Source organism: Agromyces sp. NPDC057865, from assembly GCF_042796995.1.
Classification (GTDB): Bacteria; Actinomycetota; Actinomycetes; order Actinomycetales; family Microbacteriaceae; genus Agromyces.
Genome location: NZ_JBHVMJ010000002.1, coordinates 869,455 through 893,113, shown reverse-complemented (window position 1 = coordinate 893,113; position 23,659 = coordinate 869,455). Strand labels below are relative to the sequence as shown.

General features: G+C 72.2%; 17 protein-coding genes. 13 read left to right on the top strand and 4 right to left on the bottom strand.

Annotated elements, in window-relative coordinates; all coding sequences use genetic code 11:
* Nucleotides 1–21: 21 nt before the first annotated feature.
* The 8 genes from ACFVN5_RS11795 to ACFVN5_RS11760 all read left to right on the top strand — a co-directional run bounded on the left by ACFVN5_RS11795 (nt 22) and on the right by ACFVN5_RS11760 (nt 10,492).
* Nucleotides 22–1,077 (top strand): Gfo/Idh/MocA family protein, encoded by a 1,056-nt coding sequence (locus tag ACFVN5_RS11795; protein ID WP_376955333.1) that lies wholly within the window; start codon nt 22–24, stop codon nt 1,075–1,077.
* Nucleotides 1,074–1,898, top strand: coding sequence for a hypothetical protein (locus ACFVN5_RS11790; RefSeq protein WP_376955332.1), 825 nt, complete (start codon nt 1,074–1,076; stop codon nt 1,896–1,898). Before ACFVN5_RS11795 ends, ACFVN5_RS11790 begins: the two co-directional genes overlap by 4 nt.
* A 128-nt stretch (nt 1,899–2,026) precedes the next feature.
* Nucleotides 2,027–3,541: an MDR family MFS transporter gene (locus ACFVN5_RS11785; protein ID WP_376955331.1), complete on the top strand. Its 1,515-nt coding sequence runs from the start codon at nt 2,027–2,029 to the stop codon at nt 3,539–3,541.
* Between the two features lie 29 nt (nt 3,542–3,570).
* Nucleotides 3,571–5,166 (top strand): GMC oxidoreductase, encoded by a 1,596-nt coding sequence (locus ACFVN5_RS11780; RefSeq protein ID WP_376955329.1) that lies wholly within the window; start codon nt 3,571–3,573, stop codon nt 5,164–5,166.
* A gap of 37 nt (nt 5,167–5,203) precedes the next feature.
* Complete coding sequence (locus ACFVN5_RS11775; RefSeq protein ID WP_376955328.1) at nt 5,204–6,505, top strand: DUF6379 domain-containing protein; 1,302 nt, start codon at nt 5,204–5,206, stop codon at nt 6,503–6,505.
* Between the two features lie 44 nt (nt 6,506–6,549).
* Nucleotides 6,550–8,034: a DUF6379 domain-containing protein gene (locus tag ACFVN5_RS11770; protein WP_376955327.1), complete on the top strand. Its 1,485-nt coding sequence runs from the start codon at nt 6,550–6,552 to the stop codon at nt 8,032–8,034.
* Nucleotides 8,031–9,011 (top strand): alpha/beta hydrolase, encoded by a 981-nt coding sequence (locus ACFVN5_RS11765; RefSeq protein ID WP_376955326.1) that lies wholly within the window; start codon nt 8,031–8,033, stop codon nt 9,009–9,011. Before ACFVN5_RS11770 ends, ACFVN5_RS11765 begins: the two co-directional genes overlap by 4 nt.
* On the top strand, nt 9,008–10,492 hold the full coding sequence (locus ACFVN5_RS11760) for a family 43 glycosylhydrolase (protein ID WP_376955325.1): 1,485 nt from the start codon (nt 9,008–9,010) through the stop codon (nt 10,490–10,492). Before ACFVN5_RS11765 ends, ACFVN5_RS11760 begins: the two co-directional genes overlap by 4 nt.
* Nucleotides 10,493–10,516: 24 nt before the next feature.
* On the opposite strand, the gene ACFVN5_RS11755 is transcribed toward ACFVN5_RS11760, so the two are convergent.
* The 4 genes from ACFVN5_RS11755 to ACFVN5_RS11740 form a co-directional block, all read right to left on the bottom strand.
* Nucleotides 10,517–11,758: a BtrH N-terminal domain-containing protein gene (locus ACFVN5_RS11755; RefSeq protein ID WP_376955323.1), complete on the bottom strand. Its 1,242-nt coding sequence runs from the start codon at nt 11,756–11,758 to the stop codon at nt 10,517–10,519.
* Between the two features lie 180 nt (nt 11,759–11,938).
* A complete protein-coding gene (locus ACFVN5_RS11750) occupies nt 11,939–14,119 on the bottom strand; it encodes a glycoside hydrolase family 3 N-terminal domain-containing protein (RefSeq protein WP_376955322.1) in 2,181 nt (726 codons plus the stop codon).
* Nucleotides 14,120–14,213: 94 nt separating this feature from the next.
* Nucleotides 14,214–15,455 carry an ABC transporter substrate-binding protein gene (locus ACFVN5_RS11745; RefSeq protein ID WP_376955321.1) on the bottom strand — a complete coding sequence of 414 codons (1,242 nt, stop codon included), beginning with the start codon at nt 15,453–15,455 and terminating at the stop codon, nt 14,214–14,216.
* Nucleotides 15,456–15,649: 194 nt separating this feature from the next.
* Nucleotides 15,650–18,913 carry a glycosyl hydrolase gene (locus ACFVN5_RS11740; protein WP_376955320.1) on the bottom strand — a complete coding sequence of 1,088 codons (3,264 nt, stop codon included), beginning with the start codon at nt 18,911–18,913 and terminating at the stop codon, nt 15,650–15,652.
* A 154-nt stretch (nt 18,914–19,067) separates the two neighbouring features.
* On the opposite strand from ACFVN5_RS11740, the gene ACFVN5_RS11735 reads away from it, so the two are divergent.
* Genes ACFVN5_RS11735 through ACFVN5_RS11715 form a run of 5 tightly spaced genes read left to right on the top strand, consistent with a single transcriptional unit; the run spans nt 19,068 to nt 23,637 of the window.
* Complete coding sequence (locus tag ACFVN5_RS11735) at nt 19,068–20,033, top strand: carbohydrate ABC transporter permease (protein ID WP_376955319.1); 966 nt, start codon at nt 19,068–19,070, stop codon at nt 20,031–20,033.
* Nucleotides 20,034–20,036: 3 nt separating this feature from the next.
* Nucleotides 20,037–20,873, top strand: a complete 837-nt coding sequence (locus ACFVN5_RS11730; protein WP_376955317.1) for a carbohydrate ABC transporter permease — start codon at nt 20,037–20,039, stop codon at nt 20,871–20,873.
* Between the two features lie 5 nt (nt 20,874–20,878).
* Nucleotides 20,879–21,253 carry a nuclear transport factor 2 family protein gene (locus tag ACFVN5_RS11725; protein WP_376955316.1) on the top strand — a complete coding sequence of 125 codons (375 nt, stop codon included), beginning with the start codon at nt 20,879–20,881 and terminating at the stop codon, nt 21,251–21,253.
* 15 nt (nt 21,254–21,268) lie between these two features.
* Nucleotides 21,269–22,063, top strand: a complete 795-nt coding sequence (locus tag ACFVN5_RS11720; protein ID WP_376955315.1) for a TIM barrel protein — start codon at nt 21,269–21,271, stop codon at nt 22,061–22,063.
* Nucleotides 22,060–23,637, top strand: coding sequence for a GMC oxidoreductase (locus ACFVN5_RS11715; RefSeq protein ID WP_376955314.1), 1,578 nt, complete (start codon nt 22,060–22,062; stop codon nt 23,635–23,637). Before ACFVN5_RS11720 ends, ACFVN5_RS11715 begins: the two co-directional genes overlap by 4 nt.
* The last annotated feature ends 22 nt before the right edge of the window (nt 23,638–23,659 follow it).

Below are 23,659 nucleotides of genomic sequence, written 5' to 3'. Positions count from 1 at the left end.
ATGAAGGGCGGGAGTGCGCGCATGACGTGGGGTGTCGGAGTGATCGGTGCCGGTCCGGGAGTGGCCGCGCTGCACCTGCCGACCCTCGAGCGCCTGCGCGAGCTGTTCAGCGTCGTGCACGTCGCCGACAACGGCGGCGGACGTGCCGACGAGCTCGCCGCCCGGGTCGGCGCGACCGCCTCGCAGGGCACGGCCGAGCTCCTCGCGGATCCGGCCGTCGACGTCGTCGCCATCTGCAGCCCGCCCGGCGAGCACGCCCGGCAGATCCGCGAGGCCATCGCGGCGGGCAAGCGCGCGATCCTCTGCGAGAAGCCGCTCGCGACCAGCGAGGCCGAGGCCGAGGAGGTCGTCGACGCCTGTCGTCGCGCCGGCGTCGTGCTGCTCGTCGCCACGAACCACCTGTACGACGAGGCATGGGACCGTGCGAAGCGCCACCTCGTCGCCCTGCAGTCGGAGGTCCGCTCGATCTCCGCGACCGTCGCGCTGCCGCCGAACGGCCGCTTCCATGAGCTCGTGACCGAGTTCGCCGCCGTGCCCGCGGCGACCGGAGCCGGCGGCGCGCGTGGCGCGCCCGACCTCGCCGACCCGGAGGTCGCGGCATCCGTCGTACGCCAGCTGGTCGTCGGGCTGGCCGTGCACGACCTGCCCGCGGTACGCGACCTGGCGCCCGACCTCGAGGGCGTCGACTTCGCGGCGGCGCTCGCGCCGATCGGGTACACGGTCGGCTTCAGGTCGAGCGGCATCCCCGTGCTGCTCACGGCCCTCATGCTGCCCGACGGCCCCGACCCGGTGTGGCGGCTCTCGATCGCGACCGCGGTCGACCGCGTCGACGTCGACTTCCCGCCCGCCTTCGTGCACGCGGGCAGCGCCGTGGTGCGCGTGCGCGGCGGCGACGTGCGCGAGACGACCTACCGGCGCGACGCCGAGGACGGGTACGTGCGCGAGTGGCGCGCCCTGGCCGCCCTGATCGACGGGACGGCGACGACGGAGTACCACGAGATCCTCGACGACGCGCGGTTCGCGATCGCCCTCGCCGACGCGGCGGCCGACGCGGTGCGCCGCGGGGTGGCGGCATGAGCGGCGCCGGGCCGGTTCCCGTCGTCACCAGGTTCGACGCCTACCGGATTGCCGTCGCCGGCCTGCCGATGCGAGCGCGGCTCGCGACCGACGCCGATGTCGAGGCCGCGTCCGGCGCGATCGTCGTCGTCGACGGCGTCACCGGCTGGTGGGATGCCGCGGCGACCGCCGTGGAGGCGGGTGCCCGCGCCGTGCTGGTGTCCGAGCCTCGCGCGGTGCCGGCTGAACCGGCGACCGAGCTGCTCGAGCGGACGACGGTGCCGATCGTGGTGCACCGCGCGCGCCTCCGCCAGGACCTCGTCGCGCAGGCGGTCGCCGCGCGCGACGGCGTCCCGCCCCGGATCGTGGTCGCCGAGGCCCGCGGGTCCACCGCCGCGCTGCACGCGATCGTGCGTGACGCGGTCGGCTGGATCCGAGCGCTCGGCGACGAACGCCTCGCGGTCGCGTCGACGGCTGCGACCTCGCGCGGCGGCGCGGCGATGCTGCGGTCCGTCGGCGACGGGCGGGTGGTCGGGTCGCTGATCCTCGCCGCCTCCGAACCGCGGGGCGAGCTGCTGCGCGTCCGCGCCCTCGGCGAGACCGCGACCGAGGTCGAGATCGACGAGGGAATGGGGCGCTGGGAGGTCGTGACGAGCACCGCCGCGGGCCGTACGATCGCGCCCACCCGGTTCGAGGAGGGGGAGCGGGCGGCGCTGCGTCGGGCCGTCGACGCGGTGACGTCGGGAGTGACCCGCCTTCCCGACCTCGAGGACCTGCTGCACGACGCGGCGGCGGCGGAGACGATCGCACCGTTCGTCCCGGAATCGTCGCTCTTTGGTTGAAATCAGACGAAAGATCGTCTAGAATCGACGTGACGTCGGGATCCAGTCGGATCCGATCCTCACCGTGACGCTGCGGAGGAGGGCACAACCGGTCGCGTCGACGGCCCGATCGTTCGGGCGATCAACGAATGTCGCTTTCTCCGCTGAGGCTCCGCCTCCTCGTCGCGTCGCTGCTGACCGTGTCCATCCTCGGTGCGCTCGACCACACCATCGTCGCGACCTCGCTCGCGACCGTCGCCGGCGAGCTCGGTGCGCTCGAGCAGATGGGCTGGGTCGTCGTCGGCTACACGCTCGCGAGCACCGTGCTCCTGCCTGTGCTCGGCAAGGTCGGCGACCTCGTCGGTCCGCGCCTCGTGTTCCTGGCGTCGCTCGTCGTCTTCCTCGTCGCGTCGCTCGCCTGCGGCTTCGCGCAGGACATGACGCAGCTCGTCATCGCCCGCGTCGCGCAGGGCATGAGCTCCGCCGGCCTGCACCTCATGTCGCAGACGATCGTCGCGCACGTGACGACCCCTCGCGACCGCCCCAAGTACATGAGCATCATCGGCGCCGCGTTCCCGATCGCGATCCTCGTCGGCCCGGTGCTCGGCGGCGCCATCACCGACTACTGGGGCTGGCCATGGGTGTTCTGGATCAACCTGCCGTTCGGCCTCGCCGCGCTCGCGCTCGCGGCCTTCGCGATCCCGCACATCGAGCCTGGCGCACGCCGTCGCTTCGACGTCGCCGGCTCCATCGTCTTCACGCTCTCGTTCGTCGCCCTCGTGCTCGCGGTCACGTGGATCGGCGATCCCGCTGCCGTCACGGCCGCGCTCGTGGCCTTCGTGCTCGCCGCCATCGGCTTCGCCGCGTTCTTCGCCATCGAGCTGCGCGTACCCGAGCCGATCGTGCCGCTCAGGTGGTTCGCCGATCGCACGGTCGCGGCCGGCGTCGCGCTCTCGGCGATCATCGGCGTCGGGTTGTTCTCGGTCACCGCCTACCTCCCGACCTACTTCCAGATGGCCTATCGCACCACCGCCACGGTGTCGGGTCTCGTCCCCATCGCGACGGTGTTCGGCATGCTCGTGTCGAACCTCGCGACCGGATGGCTCGTCAGCCGCACCGGGCACTACCGCGTGTACCCGATCGCCGGGACCGCGCTCGGGGCGGTCGGCCTGCTCGCGATGGCGCTGCTGCCGGTCGGCACGCCGCTGTGGGTGCCGATGGCGGTCATGGCCGTCGTCGGCATCGGCACCGGGGCGTTCATGAGTCTCGTCGTCGCCGTCGTGCAGGGCGCCGTGCCGCGCAGCGAGACCGGCACGATCACGGCGACCGTGAACCTCGTGCGGCAGTTCGGCTCCACCGTGGCGACCGCCGTCATCGGCGGCGTGATCGGCGTGGGTGTCGCCGCGGCGCTGCCCGCCGGCCTCGATGCCTCGACGCTCACCCCGCAGCTGGTGCAGCAGTCGACGCCGACAGTGCAGGCGGAGGTCGCGCAGCTCTACGGCGGGCTGTTCGTCCCAGTGTTCCTGGCCCTCGCCGTCACCTACGCCCTCGGCATCGTGGCCGCCGTGCTGCTGCCGGCCGGGCAGCTGTCCGACGAGCTCGAGCCGGCCGCCGAACCGACCGAGCCCACCACCGACCCCGCATCCGAACCGCTCACCGCCTGAGCCCGCCCGACCTGGAAGAGGAGATCCCCATGTCGAACCACCCCACGATCGCCGTCGTCGGCAGCGGGCCCATCGGCTCCGCCTACGCCCGGCTGCTGCTCGAGGGCCTGCCCGACGCCCGCGTCATCATGTTCGAGGCCGGGCCCCAGCTCACCGACATCCCCGGCGAGAGCGTCCGCAACATCGCCGACCCGACCGAGAAGGCGCGCGCCCGCGAGCGGTCGCAGGGCCCGCAGGCGGGGGACTTCCGCGAGTCGCTCGGCATCCCCGGCGGCACGGTCGTCGAGGGCATGTTCACGGCACGGCAGGGCACGCACCTGTTCGACTTCGGCGGCGACGGCTCGGCGCACGCGCCGACCTTCCCCGCCGCCGCCGCCGCGACGAACGTCGGCGGCCAGGGCGCGCACTGGACCTGCGCCATCCCGCGGCCGGCCTTCAGCGAGAAGGTCGCGTTCATCGCCGACGACGAGTGGGACGACCTCATCGCCACGGCCGAAGAGCTGCTGCACGCGCAGAGCGCCGCGTTCGCCGACTCGGCGGTCGGCGGCGGCATCCGCTCGCTGCTCGAGGAGGAGTTCGCGGGCGAGCTGCCCCAGGGCTACGGCCCCGGCACGCTGCCCGTCGCGGGCGACCCGCAGCCCGACGGCTCGATGCGCTGGGCCGGGGCCGACGTCGTGCTCGGGCCGCTGATCGAGGCCGGCGACCCGCTGTCCGAGCGGTTCGAACTTCGCGACCTCACGCTCGTGCGCCGCGTCGAGCACGACGGCGACCACGTGACCGGCGTCACGGTCGAGGACCTGCGCACGAAGGAGACCAGCTTCGTGCCCGCCGACCTCGTCGTGGTCGCCGCCGACGCGTTCCGCTCGCCGCAGCTGCTGTGGGCCTCGGGCATCCGTCCGACCGCGCTCGGGCACTACCTGACCGAGCACCCCGTCGTCATCTCCACGGTGGCCCTCGATGCCGAGAAGATCGGCCGCTTCGCGACCGAGGACCAGCTCGACGAGGAGCTCGCACGCCGGGCGTCGAACCCGGCCGACCCCGTCGCGGCCGTGAACCGCATCCCGTTCTCGGAGCCGGGACATCCGTTCTCGCTGCAGGTCATGTACTCCGAGAACACGCCCTTCCCGATGCCCGACGACGCGCCGCACGCGAAGAACCGCTGGGGCTACGTGAACATGGGCTACGGCATGCGCAAGTTCCCCCGCTACGAGGACGCCGTCACCTTCGACGACGCCGAGCTCGACTATCGCGGGTTCCCGAACATGACGATCACGTACGAGCTCACCTCCAGCGAGCTCGAGGAGATCGAGGCCGCGACCGGGCGGCTGCGGCGGGCGGGCGGCGCGCTCGGCGTGTTCGTCGCCGAGCCGCGGCTCATGCCGAACGGCTCGAGCCTGCACTACCAGGGCACCATGCGCATGGGCGACGCCGACGACGGCACCTCGGTCGCCGACCCGTGGTCGCGCGTCTGGGGCTACGACAACCTCGTCGTCGGCGGCAACGCCCTCATCCCCACGGCCACCGCGATGAACCCGACGCTCATGAGCGTCGCGATCGCCGTGCGCGGTGCCCGCAAGGCCGTCGAGCAGCTGCGAGCGGATGCCGCGGCATCCGTCACGGCCTGACACCATCACCCACCGAACCCAGAGAGAGCGAGCGAAGGTGCTTCTCGAGCGAGACCTCCTCCAGTCCACCGGTTTCCGCAACGTCCGGGAGGGCGGACGCGTGACCGGCTTCCAGTTCCGCGTGCGGATGCCCTCCTACCGGGGCATGGCCGCGTCCCTCATCGACGGCATCGCCGTGCGCGTCGGCGACCTCGTCGACGTCGGTCCCGACGTGCCGCTGTGGACGTTCGGCGGTCGCACGTACACGCTCGCCGAGCTCTGGGACGCCGACGGCGTGCGGTGGCCGCTCGAGGACGCGGCGATCGTCACGGTGCCGCTCGAGGGCGGGCTGCCGGACGGCATCCACGAGGTCTCGATCGAGCTCCGCCTGCGCATGTCGTACATCCCCGAGGAGCACCAGCCGAGCACCTACCGGGTCACTCGCCACATCACGCTCTCGCCCGAGGGTGACGGCGGACCGTTCCAGTACGGCGTCTCGCTGTACAGCTACATGACCGACTACGGCACCGTGCTCGACCTCGAGACGGCGCTCGCCCACGTCGCCGACGTCGGCGCGACCGGCGTCGAGATCCTGGGCGAGGGCCACGTCGCGGGATACCCCGAGCCCACCACCGAGTGGATCGACCGCTGGTTCGCGCTCCTCGACCGGTACGGGCTCGAGCCGACGAACTACGGCTCCTGGATCGACACCCGCCTGCACTCGAGCGGTCCGAACGCCCGTCGACTCACCGTCGAGGAGGGCGCGGGCATGCTGCAGCGCGACCTGCGCCTCGCGAAGCGCCTCGGCTTCCGCTTCGTCCGGCCCAAGATCGGCGTCGTCTCGAGCGACCTGGTGCCAGACCCCATCTGGACCGAGTCCGTCGAGCGCTCGCTCGACCTCGCGGCCGAGCTCGACGTCGTCATCTGCCCCGAGATCCACTCGCCGACGCCCATCAAGCACCCGGTCGTCGACGACTACGTCGACCTCATCGAGCGCACCGGCACGAAGCACTTCGGCCTGCTGCTCGACACCGGCATCTTCCAGGACCGCCCGATCCCTCTGCGGCCCGGCGAACTGCCGGGGCAGCGGCCGGCGTTCCTCGACGGCATCGGCGTGGACCCGGCCGACATCGCCGGCATCGCGAAGTACGTCGTGTTCATCCAGGCGAAGTTCCACGACATCGACGAGCACCTCGAGGACCAGCAGATCCCCTGGGAGCCCGTGCTCCGCGGGCTGAAGGACGCCGGCTACACCGGCTACCTCTCCAGCGAGTACGAGGGCGAGCGCACCCCGTGGCGCTCGATCGAGCAGGTCCGCCGCCAGCACTCCCTCATCCGCCGCGTCGTCGCCGGGCTCTGAGCCGCGGCACCCGCATCGAACACACCACACAGACAGGACGCAACATGCCGAACGGACTCATCCAGGACGACAGCCTGCGAACGCACCCCGAGGGGCTCGCCCTCTCGCTCACCCTGCCCTGGTACCGCAGCCTCTGGCTCTCGTCGGTCTCCACGCTCGGCCTCACCGTCGACGGCGAGCCGGTGGATGCCGCGGACCTCTCGCTCGAGCTCGACGGCGTGCGGTACGCGCTCGACGAGCTGCCTACGCAGCACGACGTGCTCTGGTACCTGCAGGCGCACCCGCTGCTCATCGTGCAGCGCGCGGAGCCGATCGCGCTCGGCGAGGCGCACGACGTCGAGCTGTTCGGCGAGCTGCGCCTGCCGTACATGCAGATCGCGCCGGGCGCCGACGGCGGCCCCGGCATGTACGTGCCGAACGTCGTCCGCCAGGCGCTCACGCTCACCGCGACCGACCACGACGCGGCGCCGCCGGCGGAGCTGACCGAGGTCGCGGACGTGTCGTCGCCGGCGCCGGCCGCCGAGGAGGACCCCTTCAAGCTCGGCCTCACGCTCTACTCGGCGAGTGCCGAGTTCCGTGCGGGCTGGTACGACTTCGAAGGCCTGCTCGACCGCGTCGCCGAGCTCGGCATCGGCCCGGGCATCGAGATCGTGGCGTCGCAGGTGCTCCCGACCTACCCGGTCGTGTCCGACGAGTTCGTGCGCACCTGGCGGTCGGCGTTCGACCGGCACGGGTTCGACGCGAGCTCGTTCGGCGCGAACCTCGACATGGGCCGCCGCCGCGATCGCGACATGACGCCCGACGAGGAGTTCGCGTTCAGCGAGACGCTCTTCCGCGGGGCGAAGCGGCTCGGCTTCCCGCTCGTGCGCATCCAGAGCGCCAAGCCCGAGCTGCTTCGCCGGCTCCTGCCGATCGCGGAGGAGCTCGAGCTGAAGCTCGCCTACGAGATCCACGCGCCGATGGGTCCCAACGCCGAGCCGATCCTGAAGGTGCGGGACGTCTACGCCGAGCTCGACTCGCCGCTGCTCGGCTTCGTCGCCGACTTCTCCGCGACGATGCACAGCATGTCGCCGACGCTGCTCCGCGCCGTGCGCCGGGCCGGCCTCGACGACGACGCGGTGCAGGTGCTGCAGGACATCTGGGCGACCGACGCCCCGATGCGCCAGCGGCAGGAGGAGTTCATCGCCTACCTGCGCGGGCGAGACTTCGACCCGGGTCGCCTCGGCTCCTTCGCGCACCTCGCGTTCAACATGCACGGCCACGTCGACCCGCGCGAGTGGGCCGACATCATGCCGCAGATCCTCCACGTGCACGCGAAGTTCTACGACATCGACGAGCAGGGCGAGGAGCCCGCGATCGACTACCCCGAGCTCGTGCGCGTCTTCGTCGAGGGCGGCTACCGCGGCTACTGGTCGAGCGAGTGGGAGGGCCACGCGTTCGCCGAGCTCGCCGAGGTCGACCCGCTGCTGCTCGTGCGCCGCCAGCACGACCTGATCCGCCGCAGCATGCGCGCCCTGCAGCCGGCGTGAGCCGCACGACCGACACCGAGGAGCGGGACGTGACCGACGTGGCATCCGCCGGCGTTGCCGACTTCCGGCGGCTGCCGGTGCCCGACGCCATCCGCTGGCTGGCCGAGCACGGGGAGCCAGCTGACCCGCGACCCGACATCGACACGGCGTCGCTCGTGCGGCGCTTCCCGCACCTCGCGGGCGTCGAGGCCGTCGACGAGGTCGTGCGCGGGCCGCACGGTCCGGTTCCGGTCCGGGTCTACCGGGATGCCGCGGCGACGCCGACCGGCTCGGCGCTCGTCTGGGTACACGGCGGCGCCTTCATCGGCGGCCACCTCGACATGCCCGAGTCGAACTGGTTCTCTCGGGAGCTCGCGGCACGCGGCATCCCGGTCGTATCGGTGGACTACGCGAAGTGCCTGGGCGACGTGCACCACCCCGTGCCGTCCGACGACGTGCTGGCCGGGTGGGAGTGGGTGCGGGCGGTCGCCGCCGACCGACTCGGCGTGCCCGCGGCCGCGCTCGTGCTCGGCGGTGCGAGCGCCGGCGGCACGCTCACGTCGGGCGCGGTCACGCGACTCCGCGACGCGGGAGAGCCGCTGCCGGCCGGCCTCGTGCTCGTCTACCCGGTCGTGCACCCCAACGGGCCGGATGCCTCGTCCCACGTCGACCTCGACTCGCCGCACGGCCAGCTCGCGCTGAACTTCGCCGGCTCCGCCGAGGCGCTCGCCGACCCGCAGGCGTTCGCGGGCCTCGGCGACGGACACGGGTTCCCGCGAACGCTCATCGTCGTGTGCGAGCTCGACGACCTGCGTCCCTCGGGCGAGGCGTTCGCCGCGACCCTTGCGGCCGCGGGCGTCGACTCCGAGCTGCGGCTCGAGGCGGGCGCGCGGCACGGGCACATCGACCAGCCCGGCGACGCCGGCGCGCTGCGCACGATCGACGCCGTGGCCGAGTGGATCGGCCGCGGCATCCGTGGACCGGAAGCCGGCGCATGACGGAGTTCACGAACCCGGTGCTGGCGGGCGACCGCCCCGACCCCGCGATCATCCGCGTCGGCGACGAGTACTGGATGACGTACTCGTCGTTCGAGTCGGCACCCGGGCTGCTCCTGTATCGCTCGACCGACCTCGTGAACTGGACGTTCGAGACCGCCGCGCTGCCCGAGCCGCTCGGCAGCACGTTCGCCGTCGACATCGCCGAGCACGACGGGCGCTTTCTCATCTACATCCCGTTCATCCCGACGCCGTGGTCGTCGCTGGCGGATGCCTCGATCTTCGTGATCCACGCACCGTCGATGGCCGGGCCGTGGTCCGAGCCGATCGACCTCGGGATCCGCGGCGCCATCGATCCCGGGCACGTCGTGGGCGAGGACGGCCGTCGGTGGCTGTTCGTCAACGGCATCCGGCGCATCGGCCTCGCCGACGACGGCCTCTCGACGGTCGGCGAACTCGAGCACGTGTACGACGGCTGGCGATATCCCGACGACTGGGTGACCGAGGCGTACGCCCTCGAAGGGCCGAAGCTGCTCCGCCGCGGCGACTGGTGCTACCTCGTCAGCGCCGTCGGCGGCACGGCCGGACCGCCGACCGGGCACATGGTCATCGTGGCCCGCTCGCGCTCGGTGCACGGGCCATGGGAGAACAGCCCGCACAATCCCGTCGCGCGCACGCAGCACGCCGACGAGCGCTGGTGGTCGCGCGGGCACGCCACGATCCTGCAGGGGCCGGCGGATGCCTGGTGGATGGTCTCGCACGGCTACGAGCACGGGTACCGCACGCTCGGCCGACAGATCCTGCTCGAGCCGATCGCCTGGACCGACGACGGCTGGCCCGTGGCGGGTGCCCTGGACATCGGCGCTCCCCAGGAGGCCCCCGCCGGGGCGGCGCCACAGCTCGCCGCCCCGGGCTTCGACGACGACTTCGCGACCCTCCAGCTCGGCGAGCGGTGGGCGTTCCACGCGCCAGGACCGGGGGAGGCGGAGCGGTTGCGCTCGGACGACGGGCTGGTGCTGGCGGCGAAGGGGGGCGGACCCGCCGACACCTCGCCGCTGTGCCTCGTCACGGGCGACCACTCGTACGAGCTGGAGGTCGAGGTGTCGCTCGAGCCGGGCTCGGGCTCGGGTTCGAGCTCGCTCGAGGGCGGCCTGCTGCTCTTCTTCAGCAATCGGCTCTTCTGCGGCATGGGGATCGACGGCGAGCGGATGCTGAGCTACTCGGGCGGCGCGCGCACGCACTGGCGGGAGCCCGTGGAGCCGACGCGCAGCCTGCGACTGCGCATCCGCAATGAGGAGCACATCGTCACCGGGTGGTACCGCCTGCCCGGGCAGGACTGGGTGCGGCACGGCGTACGCTACGAGACCTCCGGCTACCACGCGAACACGATGGGCGACCTGCAGAGCCTGCGACCGGCGCTCTACGCCGCGGGCGACGGCGCGGTGCGGTTCCGCGAATTCACGTACCGGGTGCTCGGCGGCTGACGGGCGCGTCCGACCGGCGAAGCCTCACACGGCCGACCTGAGCCGTGCCAGCGCGGCGACCTCCGCCTCGTACATCGCCGACACGAGCTCGCCGACCGCGGGCGGTTCGTCGACGGCGTCGTCGCGCTCGCGTTGGAGCGCCCACCGCGCCCCCGCCACCTCGGAGGCGTCCTCGCCGCGGGCGATCAGCTCGTCGGTGCGGTCGATCAGCGTCCGCAGCTCGTCGCCGGGCGGGAGCGCGACGTCGACGATCCGGTCCCAGGCGTCGGCGGCCGTGCGCCATGCTTCCGACCCGAGATCGCGGCCGAGCAGCTCCGTCGCCTCGTCGAGGAAGTCGGCGTACAGGCCGCGCAGGTTCGCGCCGTGGCCGGCGCCCGTGTAGATCGAGGCGCGCAGGCTGCCGGTGCCGCGGCCGTCGGCGAACACCGTCGGCCAGCCCTTCCGGTTGCGCGTGTCGGTGGTCATCCGCGCCCACTTGCGCCAGGCCGGCAGCGAGAACGAGTCCGACGTCTCGCCGAGGTGCTCGACCTGCAGGCGGAGGCCCTCCTCGACCGCCGGAACCAGGTCGAGGTCGATCCGGTCGGGATCGATCGTGACCAGCCGGTGCTTGTAGGAGCCCACACGGGCACGCGCGGCGGCCAGCCGTTCGGCGGGAACCATGATCCGCGCCGCCGAGCGGTCGTCGATCGCGTACTCGCCGCCGTCGCGCTCGTAGACCACCAGGGGATCGCCGCCGTAGCCGCTGCGCCAGGCCGGCTCGAAGCGGTGCCCGAGCGTCTCGGTGTCGATCCAGGCGATCGCCGGCAGTCCGTGATCGAGCTGCGCGTCGAGCGCCGCAGCGGCGCCCTTCGCCCCGCCGGTCTCGTGCAGCTCGGTGTGCAGGCCGAGCCGCTCGGCGGTGCCGCGCACCCACCGGTCGGGGTACTGCCACAGCCGCCGAAAGCCGAGGGTCAGCACGCGTGCGCGGGACGGGAGCGTGTCGAACTCCCACAGGATGTAGCCGGCGCCGAGCCCGCCGCCGACGCCGAGCACCATGGCCTCGGTCAGCGGTCGACCCGTGTGCGGGGCGACGACGCCCAGGTTGGCCAGCACGTTGGCGAGCGCCGCGGTGTCGCCGTGGACGCCGCCGCGCAGCTCCCACGACGACGATGATGACGATGACGATGAGTCAGCCTCGACGACGTGGCGGCGTGCCACGGTGTAGCGTTCGCCCGTCTTGCGCATTCGGTCGCGGACGAGTTGCTTGAGATGCTTGCGAGCGGTCATGATCGTGTCCTCCACCGGCGTTCGGCCCGGACTCCACGCGACCGAGGCCCGCCGGATACGGGAACGGTGCACTGCTCGCTCGTTCACCGGGGACACGCATCCCCTCTGCCCCCGCATCGTCGGCCGGCGTGGACGGCCGATCAGGAGGTCCGGCGCGGAGAACCCGCCGTGGCCACGACCCTACACCTCGCGGACGACGAGCTCGACCGCCTGCGTGCGGTCGAGGGTCGGCCCGACGTGGAGACGGAACAGCCCGGGCTCGACGACGAAGCGCGCGGTCGCGGCATCCGTCGCCCAGAAGCCGAGCTGGGCCGTGCCGAGCTCGAACCGCACGGTGACGGTCTCGCCCGGGTCGATCGTGCGCCGCTCGAATGCGACGAGCCGACGCACGGGCGGCGCGACGCTCGCGACGACGTCCTCGAGGTAGAGCTGTACGACCTCGTCGCCGCGCCGGGCCGACGTGTTGGTGACGTCGAGCTCGAGCGTGACGGTGTCGCCCCGCTCGGCGGGCTCGAGGCCCAGCTCGCCGGCCGACAGCCGGGGCACCCCGTGTGCGAACGTCGCATAGCCCGACCCGTGCCCGAAGGCGAACTGCGGCCCGAGCTCGAGGTCGAGGTACTTCGACGTGTACTTCTCCTGCACGTTGTCGGGTCCGTGGAGCCCGACGTCGACGGTGGTCTCGGTGAGGCTGCCGCCCACGGTCGGCGGACGGCCGGTGCGCTCGTGCGCGTAGTACACGGGCACCTGGCCCACGGACCGCGGGAACGACATCGGCAGGCGGCCCGCGGGCTCCTCGTCGCCGAGCAGCACGTCGACGATGGCGGCGGATGCCTCGGTGCCGCCGTGCCAGGCCTCGAGCACCGTCGGGGCGTGGTCGATCCAGTCGGCGACGACGAGCGGTCGCCCGTTCTCGAGCACGACGACGAACGGCGTGCCCGTGGCGGCGACGGCCCGGATGAGGTCCTCCTGCCGCCCGGGGAGCCGCAGGTCGCTGCGCGAGGCGGCCTCGCCCGAGAGCGAGCTCGGCTCGCCCACGGCGACGAGCACGAGGTCGCTCTCGCGCGCCGCGGCCACGACGTCCGCGATGCCCGACGTGTCGTCGTCGAGGAAGCCGACGCCCGGGAGGGCTCGCACCTCGGCGTGCTGCATCCGCGATCGGAGCTCGTCGACGATGGAGCCGGCCGGGGCGGCGAACGACTGCGTCCACGCGCCGAGGTGGTCGGTGGACTCCGCGTACGGACCCGTGACGAGCACCCGGCGCGGATCGCGCAGCGGCAGCGTCCCGTCGTGCGTGAGCAGGACCATGGCGCGCGCGGCCGCCCGACGCACCAGCCGTCGGGCCGCGTCGGTCGGCTCGAGCCGTTCCGCGTCCTCGGGCACGTACGGGTCGTCGAAGAGCCCGAGCGCCTCCTTCAGCACGAGCACGCGGACGACGGCGTCGTCGACGCGTGCCGGGTCGAGCAGCTCGGGCGCGGTCGCCGCGGGCGGGAGATCGGATGGCGCGCCGCCCATCTCGACGTCGAGCCCGGCCGCGTAGGCCTGACGGACCGCGTCGGCGAGGTCGGCCGCGATGCCGCGCGGAAGCAGGTTGCGCACGCCGTCGGCGTCGCCCACGACCACACCCTCGAAGCCCCACTCGCCCTTGAGCACGTCGGTGAGCAGTCGCCGGTTCGCGTGCATCGGGCGTCCGGCCACGGTGTTGAACGACGCCATGATGGACGCGACTCCCTCATCGACCGCCGCGCGGAACGGCTCGAGGTGCACGTTGCGCAGGCGGTGCTCCGAGGCATCCATCGCGTCGTAGTCGCGCCCGCCCTCAGGCTGGCCGTAGCCGACGAAGTGCTTGGCGGTGGCCGCGATGGCATCGGATGCCGCGAGCCTGTCGCCCCGGTACCCGCGCACCATCGCGCGGCCGAGCTCGGCGGTGAGGTGCACGTCCTCGCCGAATCCCTCGACGACCCGGCCCCACCTCGGATCGCGCGACACGTCGAGCATCGGCGAGAACGTCCAGGTCACGCCCGCCGAGCGGGCCTCGGCGGCGGCGAGTCGCGCGAGGTCGGCGACCAGTTGCGGGTCGAAGCTCGCGGCCTGCGCCAGCGGAACGGGCCCGATCGTGCGGTGTCCGTGGATGACGTCGAGCCCCACGAGCACCGGAATGCCGAGCCGGGTCTCCTCGACGGCGACGCGCTGGAGGGAGTTGACCGCGGCCGCCGACCGCGGCCAGAACACCGAGCCGATGCCGTCGCGTACGAGCTGCGCTGCGTCGTCGAGCGACGGGCGGAACACGATCTGCAGCTGCCCGAGCTTCTCGGCCCAGGTCATGCGACCGAGCAGGTCGCGGATGCGCGGGCTGGGGTTCATGCTCGGCTCCAGTGCTCGTTGGAAACGGGGGAGAACGGGGTCGCCGCCCGGAGCGCAAGGCTCCGGGCGGCGACCGATCGATCGGACGGGTGGATCAGCTGTCCCAGGCCGCGTCCATCTCCTGCAGCACCTGGTCGACCGTCTTCTGGCCGGTGAGCAGGCCCTGCACGCCGACGCCGAGGGCGTCGTAGACGGCCGGGTTCGGCCAGGTCGCGTTCGGCAGTCCGGTGTAGGCGCCCGACTCGAGCAGGTCGGCGACCGGCTGGTACACGGGCAGGAGGGTGTCGGCGCTCACGCCGGTGATCGGCACGGCACCCGAGAGGTCGGCGTACTGCTGCGCCTGCGCGGGCTCGGCGACCCAGTCCAGGAAGTCCTGCGCCGAGGCCTTGGCCGAGTCGTCGGCCTTGGCGTTGATCGCCCAGGCGTAGTTGGCGGACGCGAGCATGAACTCGCCCTGGTCGTCGGCCGGCGGGAACGCCTGGATGTCGGTCTCGAGGCCGGCACCCGCGTTGATCGAGGTCGCGGCCGAGCCGGGAACCGCGGCGCTCAGCGACGTGCCGCCGCCGATGCCGTTGGTGATCGAGTCGAACGTGCCGCCCGCGGCGCCGTCCTGGAAGCAGCCGCCCTCGTTCATCGCGACGATGTCCTCGAGGGTCTGCTTCCACCCGCTGTCGGCGAACGTGACGTCACCCGACGCGCGCTGCTCGTTCCAGTCGGGAGTCTCCTCGTAGACCCGGGTCGCCGAGATGATCTGGGCGAGGAGGCCGGTGTTGAACGAGACCGAGCCGGCGAGGGCGGTGAAGCTCTTGCCGCCGTCCTTGGCCGTGGTGCAGGCCTTCAGCAGGTCGTCGAACGTCGCCGGGAACTCGTCGACGCCGACCTCTTCGGCGGCGGCGGGGTTGTACACGAAGCCGACGGGCGAGAGCGCGGTGGGCTGGCCGTAGACCTTGCCGTCGACCTCGTAGAGCGACTCGGTGCCCTCGGGGATGACGCCCGCTGAGGTGTCGTCGAGCGGCTCGAGGAAGCCCGCCTCGGCGAGCGTGATCACGGAGATCGGCTGGCCGGTTCCGGGCGAGAGGATCGCGACGTCGGCCGCGTTGCCGGCCTGGAACTGCGTGGTGACCTGCGTGTTGTACGCGTCGGAGGGGTAGGGGATCACCTCGATCGGGGTGCCGGTCTCGTCGGTGTAGGCCTTGGCCATCTGGGCGTAGAAGTCGTCGGCGTCGTTCGCCTGGGCGACCATGAGCGAGAACCCGGCGGCTGCGCCGTCGGTGCTGCCTCCGCTGTCGCCGCCGCCGGAACAGCCGGCGAGGACCATGGCTCCGGCGACGGGCACTACGAGGAGCGACCACCGGAGGGGCTTGGAAACGGGGTGCTGTGGCATTTCGGACCTTTCGTGACGTCGTTGTCGCCAGCCCTGGGCTGGCTCGGCCGCTGGCCGCAGATCCAGCCTGACACACATTCGCACGATTCTGACATTAGTATCGCTTATGCAGCGCAATAGTCCCGCTGATCCGGGGTTCGTCGTGCTCAGCGCGGGGTCGACATGCGGCGCAGCAGCACCGGACCGGCCAGCCCCGCATCGAGCGGTTCGGCGGATGCCTCGAACACCCTCGTCATGGGCTCGAACACCTCGCCCGTCGGCGCGCCGGCCTCGGCGATCAGGCGATTGCGCCACGGAGTCACGACCTCGACCTCGAGCACGTTCGGGCCAGCGGCGACGGCCGCCGTGACGTCGACGCGGAACGGCGCCGTCCACGCGACGCCGCAGTCCTGCCCGTTCACGACGACGTGCGCGAGGTCGCGCACGACGCCGAGGTCGAGCACGAGCCGTTCCCCGTCGGCCGGCCTGGTGTCGAGGTCGAACTCGAGCCGGTGGGTGCCGGTGCCCGAGAAGCCGCGTGCCGCGACGTCGAGGTCCGTCCAGAGTCCGGGCCCGTCGGGCATCGCGAGAGGTGGGCGGCCGGGCAGCGACAGCGTCCAGGCTCCGTCCATCGGCACCGGCTCGGACGTCTCGACGGATGGCGCCGCCTCGGGCTCGGTCGACGGAAGCACGAACACGGATCCGAACGCCGGCAGCGACAGGCGCAGGGTCGTTCGGCCCTCGGCCGCCGGGTCAGGCTCCAGGGGCACCGAGCGCACCTCGACGGGATCCCACGCGACGAGGCGAGTCGCGGCATCCGCTGGCCGCAGTAGCAGCTCGATCGGCTCGCCCGACGGGTTCGCGAGGAACGTGACGAGCCGGCCGTCGACCACCCGGGCGATTCGGCGGACCGGTGGGCCCTCGACCTCGAGCTCGGGCCGGAGGCCGAGCTCGGCGAGCGCCGGGCCGAGGTCGGACGTGGCGAGCACGCGGCCGCGCGTCCGTGGCACCGCCCAGATGCGTTCGCACGCCTCCGCGAACGCCCGCGGGTCGTCGCCGAGCGACGGCGAGCCGTCGGGCCGCTCGCCCACGACGGTCGCGCCGTCGTCGAGCAGCCGCTCGATCGCGTCGAGGGAGGCGAGCGTCATCCGTCGGCTGGACCCGCCGAGGAACAGCACGCGGTAGGCGGCGCCGTCGCTGACGAGCCGGTCGCCGTCGACGCGCAGCACGCCGGCCAGGGCGTCGGGTCCGACGTAGTCGAAGTCGAAGCCCTCGGGCACGCTCGTGTCGAGCCGATGCTCGAACAGGCCCGTGACCGGGGCCTCCTCGCCGACGAAGACCGCGACGTCGACGGCCGGAGCGCCGGCGGCGAGCACGGCCGAGCACCGCGCGAGGTAGTCGATCCACGGGCGGGCGTGCGCCGACCACGTCTCGTTGACGGTGAAGGCCTGGCCGAGGAACGGCGCGAGGGCGACGCCGGGCGGGGGCGTCGCGAGCGGCTGGTGCGGCGACGTGTGGATGCAGAACCGCGTGACGCCGAGGGCGAGCTGCAGGTCGGCGATGTGCTTCAGCGTCCGCGGGGTCCACGCCCACGGTCGGTCGAACGACGTGAACGCCTCGGCGCCGACGCGCGCCTTCCCATGCACGTGGGCGACGGAGGCCGCGCCCTTGAGGTCGGCGACGTACGTCGGCTGCGGTCCGTGGTCGGGATCGAACGTCCACATCGCGCCCATCGGCACGTCGGCGTGCGAGCGCATCGCGAGGTCGTCGCCGAGCTGGGGCCGGCCGTCCTCGAGCGCCTCGGCGTAGTAGGACATGCCGCGGCGGTGCGCCTCGTCGGCCAGCGTGCCGTAGTACTCGTCGGCGAGGAGCTCCGCGATCGTGCGGCGCCAGTCGGAGAGGAAGCGGTCGGCGTCGTCGGGTCCGCCGACCAGGACCCCCGCCAGCGCGGGCAGCCACGGCGACGCGTCGTAGCCGCGGCGCCAGCGGAAGTGGTCGAGGATCGCGTCCGTCCAGTTCTGCGGCCCCGCCTCGATGCTGTCGCTGAGCAGCGCCCCGAAGCGGGCCGTCGCGGATGCCGCGGGCGCGGCGGCATCCGACTCGACGCCGAACCGGCGCAGGTGCACCGCGAGGTACGACCGCACCCGCCCGCCGTCGAGCTTGTCGACCTCGAGGCCGGTCGAGTCGGCCGGCGCGGGCCCGTTCGTCTGTCCCGTGACGGATGCCCCGAGGCGCAGGACCGTCCAGTCGCCGGCGGGCGCATCCCAGCGCAGGACCCCGTCGCGGACGTGCACGGTCAGGTCGACGACGGTCGAGGGGTCGACGGATGCCGCATGCGCGGCCTGGTCGGTGGCGACGGCGTCGTAGTCGGGCACGACGCCGAAGCCCGCCTTCACCTCGGCGTGATGCACGCGACCGCCCGCGCGGAGCGCGAACTCGGAGACCTCGAACGTGGACGCCTTCCGCAGCACGGGCGGCCGGCGCACGCCGGGCGCGACCGGCGGCAGCGCATCGGCGGCACTCCCACCCGAGAGCACGAGCCGGAACCGCCGCGCGGTCACGGGCGCGAAGCTCACGGTGCGGGCGGGGACGGCGGTCGGTGTGAGCTCGGCCACGTCGCGGTACGCCACGCCGTCGTCGCTCGCCTGCAGCACGGCCGCAGCCGGCGGCGCCGCCCCGAAGCCGCGCGGACCCGGCAGCCCGACCACGACCGAGCGCACCGTGACGGGCTCGGCGAACTCCTGCTCGACCCAGGCCGACGACCGGCCGTCGGGGTCGCGGGGAAGCGACAGCGTCGGTCCGAACGACGCGTCGGTGAGGCATCCGGTGACTGCCTCATCGATCGGCGCCGACGCGCGCACGGCGGCGGGGGAGAGCACCCCGTGCGCCGGGTCGGCTGGGAAGGCGACGACGCGCCAGTCGACCGAGAACGCGGCTCCGGGCTCGGCGGCACCCCACCGCGGGCAGTCCTGGTAGAGGCCGGCGACCGCGGGCAGCGGCGGCAGCTCGACCTCGAGCGGCGCGCCGCCGCGCACGACCTGCTCCGACCACACGACCTTCTTCATGGCGTCGGCCGGCTCGACCCACGGCCCGCCGGCTGCGCTCCAGCCCGACGACGTCGCGACCGCGAGCTCGAGTCCGAGTTCCCCGGCCGTGCGCGCGGCGGTGTCGACGGCCTCGTCCCACTCGGGCATGCCCGGTCGAACGGCCTCGGGCACCACGAGTGGCCCGCCCATTCCGCCGTCGAAGAGCTGCACGCCGCGCACGCCGACGCGGTGCAGCCAGCGCAGGTCGCGGTCGATGCCGGCCGGATCGACGTTCCCGTCCATCCAGTGCCACCAGGCTCGCGGCCGCGCGTCATCCGGCGGATCGACGAACGCGTCCCAGAGCGGATCCGCAGGCGGGACGGGCATCGGTGCCGGGTACTCCATGGGGTGCCATCCTTCCAGCCGCACCGTGCGAACGGATCCGCCCCACACTTATACGCGATATCGAGATGACTAATGTGTGATTCAGACGCAAGTATGCGAAAGTGGCCATAGCGCCCGATCCAGCTGGGCGCGTGACGACGAGGTCAGAGAGCAGATGACAGTGACGATCGACGAGAGCAGCACTCGCACACTCACCGTGCCGCCCGAGGCGTGGAACACGCCGGCTCCTCGCAAGCGCGGGAAGAAGCCGCTGATCAGCTTCGGCCACTGGTGGTGGGCCATGCCCGCCGTCCTCCTGGTGATCGCGGTGCACTACGTCGCGACGCTGACGGGCGGGTTCTTCGCCTTCACGAACTGGACGGGCCTCGGCGACTGGGACTTCGTCGGCCTCGAGAACTTCCAGCGGATCTTCCAGGATCCGCTCCTGCTCGGCGCGGTGTGGAACACGCTGTTCCTCGCCTTCGCGTCCGTGATCCTCACCAACGTCCTCGGCCTGCTCTTCGCGCTCGCGATCAACCGCATGCTGAAGTCGCGGTACATCCTGCGGACGCTGCTCTTCATGCCCGTCGTGCTCAGCCCGCTCGCGGTCGCCTACGTGTGGAAGTTCATCTTCCAGTTCGACGGACCGCTCAACGGGTTCCTCGGCCTGATCGGGCTCGAGAGCCTGCAGAAGGTCTGGCTGGCCGACCCGACGTGGTCGATCTGGGCCATCCTCATCACCGTCGTCTGGCAGCAGACCGGCTTCACGATGGTCATCTACCTGGCCGGCCTCGCCAGCGTGCCGATCGAGGTCGAGGAGGCCGCGGCACTCGACGGTGCGGGAATCTGGGGTCGCTTCCGCTACGTCATCGTCCCGGCCATCCGCCCGTCGATCGCCATCGCGACCACGCTCGGCATCATCCAGGGCCTGCGCATCTTCGACCAGATCCTGGCCCTCACCGGCGGTGGTCCGGCGGGCGCGACCGAGACGCTCGCGACCCAGGTCTACAAGCAGGCCTTCTCGCTCGGGCAGTTCGGATTCGGCTCGGCCCTCGCGCTCGTGCTCACCGTCATCATCCTGGCGTTCGCCATCCTCCAGCAGTACATCACCCGCGACCGCGACGCGGTGGGAAGGGCCTGAGACATGTTCCGCTACACCAAGGCCACCGCGGTCCGCGAGGTGCTCGTCTGGATCGTCACGCTCATCGGGCTCCTGCCCTTCTACCTGCTCGTCGTCACGGCGCTGAAGCCCGACGAGGAGGTGCTCACGACGAGCGCCGTCGCACCGCCGTCGTCGATCGACTTCGGCGCGTTCGTCGAGGTGCTCACGACGACGGGTCGCAACAGCATCCCGATGAGCATCCTGAACAGCGTCATCATCACGGCCGGAGCGATCCTCGGCCTCGTGCTCCTCGGCTCGGTCGCGGCTTACGTGATCGCGCGCCGGACCCGCACCTGGACCAACCTCACCTACTACCTGGTGCTGATCGCGATCATCCTGCCCGCGCAACTGGGCACCGTGCCGCTGTACATCGGCGCACGCTCGGTCGGGCTCACGGGCAACGCGCTCGGCATGATCCTGCTCTGGATCGGCATCCTGCTGCCGCTGTCGGTGTTCCTCTACGCGAGCTTCTTCCGCGGGCTGACGACGGAGTACGAGGAGGCCGCGGTCATCGACGGGGCCTCGCCGACGCAGGCCTTCTTCCGGGTGGTGCTCCCGCTCATGTCGCCGGCCACCGGAACCGTCGCGATCCTCGCGGGCCTGATCGTCTGGAACGACTTCTTCAACTCGCTGATCTTCCTCGGCGGGTCCGAGACCCAGACGCTGCCCGTCGCGATGTACACCTACGTCGGCGGCCTCGTCTCGGCCTGGAACAAGATCTTCGCCGTCGTGATCATCTCGATGGTGCCGATCCTCCTCTTCTACATGTTCGCCCAGAAGCGCTTCATCCAGGGCTTCGCCGGCGGCCTGAAGGGCTGAATCCCATGAACGCCGACCACCGGGCGGCGTTCGAGACGTTCGTCGACCTCTTCTACACGCAGAAGCGCGTAGCGGATGCCTTCGCCTTCCTCGTCTCGGACGACTACCGCCAGCACAATCCGACGATCCCCGACGGGCCCGCCGCCGCGATCGAGATGCTGACCCCCAAGTTCGACGACTCGCCGGACGCCGCGTTCGAGGTCCAGCGGATCCTCGTCGACGGGGACCTCGCGATGGTGCACCTCAAGGCTTCCCGACCAGGCGCTCCGGACGCCGCGGTCGCGGACATCTACCGATTCGAGGGCGGCCGGATCGTCGAGCACTGGGACGTGTTGCAGCAGGTCCCCGTGCATGCCGCCCACGACCACCCGATGTTCTGAACCCAGGAGACGCACGTGTACCGACTCGCACCCAACATCGAACTCCTCTTCACCGAGGCCGGCGACTACCACGACCGCGTGCGCGCGGCCGCCGCCGCCGGCTTCACCGCCGTCGAGATGTGGGGCCCCACGGGAGTGGACGCCCCCGCCAAGCCGAAGGACCTCCCGGCGCTCAAGGCCGCGCTCGTCGAGACCGGCACCCAGCTGACCGCACAGCTCTCGGAGCCGCGGACGCAGTTCATGATCCCGCCGAAGGACCACTCCGAGTTCTATCGCAAGCTCGACGAGGGCGTCGAGATCGCCCGGGATCTCGGCTGCCCGCGGATCGTCGTGGGCAGCGGAACGGGTTTCGGGGGCGCGAAGCGCCAGACCCAGCTCGACGAGCTCGTCGAGATCTACCGGAAGGCGATCGCGCAGATCGATGGCTCCGACATCACGCTGGTGCTCGAGCCCGTGAACATCCGGGTGGACCACCCCGGCTCGCTGCTCGACCGCACGAGCGAGGCCGTGTACGTGGCGCGCGGTGTCGACTCGCCGTACTTCGGCGTCCTGTACGACATCTACCACTCGGCCGTCGAGGGCGAGGACATGGCGGCCGAACTCACGAACGCCGGCGCGCTCGTCAAGTACGTCCAGCTCGCCGACGCTCCCGGCCGCGGAGAGCCCGGGTCGGGGTCGCTCGATTGGGTCGAGCGCCTCGGCATCCTGCGCGCTTCGGGGTACGACGGACCGATCGGACTCGAGTACTACCCGACGCAGGAGTCCGAAGCATCCGTCGCGCTCATCCGCGAATTGTCGGTCTCGGCATGAGCGGCACCGACCTGGAACGCGCCGCGCGCTACCCCGACGCGGTCGACGTCGCCATCGTCGGCAGCGGTCCGACCGGCGCCGCGTATGCGCGCATCCTCAGCGAGGAAGCGCCGGGCCTGACGATCGCCATGTTCGAGGCGGGACCGACCGTGTCGGACCCGCCCGGCGCGCACGTGAAGAACATCGAGGACCCCGACCGGCGCGCAGCGGCCCAGCGCGCGTCGGAGGGTCCGGGCGCGGGCGCCGACACCGTGGACTCCCCGGGCGCCGTGAAGAGCGGCGAGCGCCGCGCGCGTCCCGGCACGTTCCTCCTGGCCGACGGCTACGCGTTCCCCGGCGAGGACGGCCTGCCGGTCGCCGCGATGTCGACGAACGTCGGCGGCATGGCCGCGCACTGGACCGCGGCGTGTCCGCGGCCGAGCGGCAGCGAGCGCATCGCGTTCCTGCCCGACCTCGACGACCTCCTCGGCGAGGCCGATCGTCTCCTCGGTGTGACGACCGACGCGTTCGACGGCTCGCCGTTCGGCGCCGTCGTGCGCGAGCGGCTCGCCGCCGCCGTCGACGAGGGCCGCGTGCCCGCGACGCAGGTGCAGCGGATGCCGCTCGCCGTGCACCGCCGCGAGGACGGCCGCCTGGTGTGGTCGGGCTCCGACGTGGTGCTCGGCGATGCCAGCCGGGAAAACGCGAACTTCCACCTCGTCGACGAGTCGCTCGTCAGGCGGGTCCTCGTCGAGGACGGCCGGGCCGCCGGCGTCGAGGTGCGCGACGTCCGCACGGGGGAGACGCATCGGGTCCGCGCCCGCGCCGTCGTCGTGGCGGCCGACGCGCTCCGTACGCCGCAGCTGCTATGGGCGTCGGGCATCCGCCCCGACGCGCTCGGCCGGTACCTCAACGACCAGGCCCAGGTGGTGTTCGCCTCGCGCATCCGCGACGCCGAGCGACTCGTTCCCGAGTCGAACGGCGCGCACGGCGCCCGCGAGCAGGTCGCCGCCGAGGGGGCGCTCAGCGAGCAGAGCGGCGTCAGCTGGGTGCCGTTCACCGACGACGTGCCGTTCCACGGCCAGATCATGCAGCTGGACGCCTCGCCGGTGCCGCTCGCCGTCGACGACCCGGTCGTGCCGGGCTCCATCGTCGGGCTCGGCCTCTTCTGCGCGAAGGACCTGCAGCGCGACGACCGCGTCGAGTTCGCCGACGACGCGACCGATGCGTATGGCCTGCCGGCGATGCGGATCCACTACCGCCTCACCGAGCGCGATCACGAGGTCATCGACCGCGCCCGCGAGGAGATCGTGCGGCTCGGTGCGGCCGTCGGCGATCCGCTCGATCCGCGTCCGTTCACGATGCCGCTCGGTGCATCCCTGCACTACCAGGGCACGACGCGCATGGGCCCGGTCGACGACGGCGAGAGCGTGTGCGGTCCCGACAGCGAGGTCTGGGCCGCGCCCGGCGTCTTCGTCGCCGGCAACGGCGTCATCCCGACCGCCACGGCCTGCAATCCCACGCTCACGAGCGTGGCGGTGGCCATCCGGGGCGCACGCAAGATCGCGAGCGATCTCGCCTCCGAATCCGCTTGAATCGAAGGCGAACTGTTGCTTA

Bases quoted from the DNA above. Each gene is read 5' to 3' on its own strand.
- ACFVN5_RS11795 (WP_376955333.1), top strand. From the start codon at position 22: ATGACGTGGGGTGTCGGAGTGATCGGTGCCGGTCCGGGAGTGGCCGCG.
- ACFVN5_RS11790 (WP_376955332.1), top strand. From the start codon at position 1,074: ATGAGCGGCGCCGGGCCGGTTCCCGTCGTCACCAGGTTCGACGCCTAC.
- ACFVN5_RS11785 (WP_376955331.1), top strand. From the start codon at position 2,027: ATGTCGCTTTCTCCGCTGAGGCTCCGCCTCCTCGTCGCGTCGCTGCTG.
- ACFVN5_RS11780 (WP_376955329.1), top strand. From the start codon at position 3,571: ATGTCGAACCACCCCACGATCGCCGTCGTCGGCAGCGGGCCCATCGGC.
- ACFVN5_RS11770 (WP_376955327.1), top strand. From the start codon at position 6,550: ATGCCGAACGGACTCATCCAGGACGACAGCCTGCGAACGCACCCCGAG.
- ACFVN5_RS11760 (WP_376955325.1), top strand. From the start codon at position 9,008: ATGACGGAGTTCACGAACCCGGTGCTGGCGGGCGACCGCCCCGACCCC.
- ACFVN5_RS11755 (WP_376955323.1), bottom strand. From the start codon at position 11,758: ATGACCGCTCGCAAGCATCTCAAGCAACTCGTCCGCGACCGAATGCGC.
- ACFVN5_RS11750 (WP_376955322.1), bottom strand. From the start codon at position 14,119: ATGAACCCCAGCCCGCGCATCCGCGACCTGCTCGGTCGCATGACCTGG.
- ACFVN5_RS11740 (WP_376955320.1), bottom strand. From the start codon at position 18,913: ATGGAGTACCCGGCACCGATGCCCGTCCCGCCTGCGGATCCGCTCTGG.
- ACFVN5_RS11735 (WP_376955319.1), top strand. From the start codon at position 19,068: ATGACAGTGACGATCGACGAGAGCAGCACTCGCACACTCACCGTGCCG.
- ACFVN5_RS11730 (WP_376955317.1), top strand. From the start codon at position 20,037: ATGTTCCGCTACACCAAGGCCACCGCGGTCCGCGAGGTGCTCGTCTGG.
- ACFVN5_RS11725 (WP_376955316.1), top strand. From the start codon at position 20,879: ATGAACGCCGACCACCGGGCGGCGTTCGAGACGTTCGTCGACCTCTTC.
- ACFVN5_RS11715 (WP_376955314.1), top strand. From the start codon at position 22,060: ATGAGCGGCACCGACCTGGAACGCGCCGCGCGCTACCCCGACGCGGTC.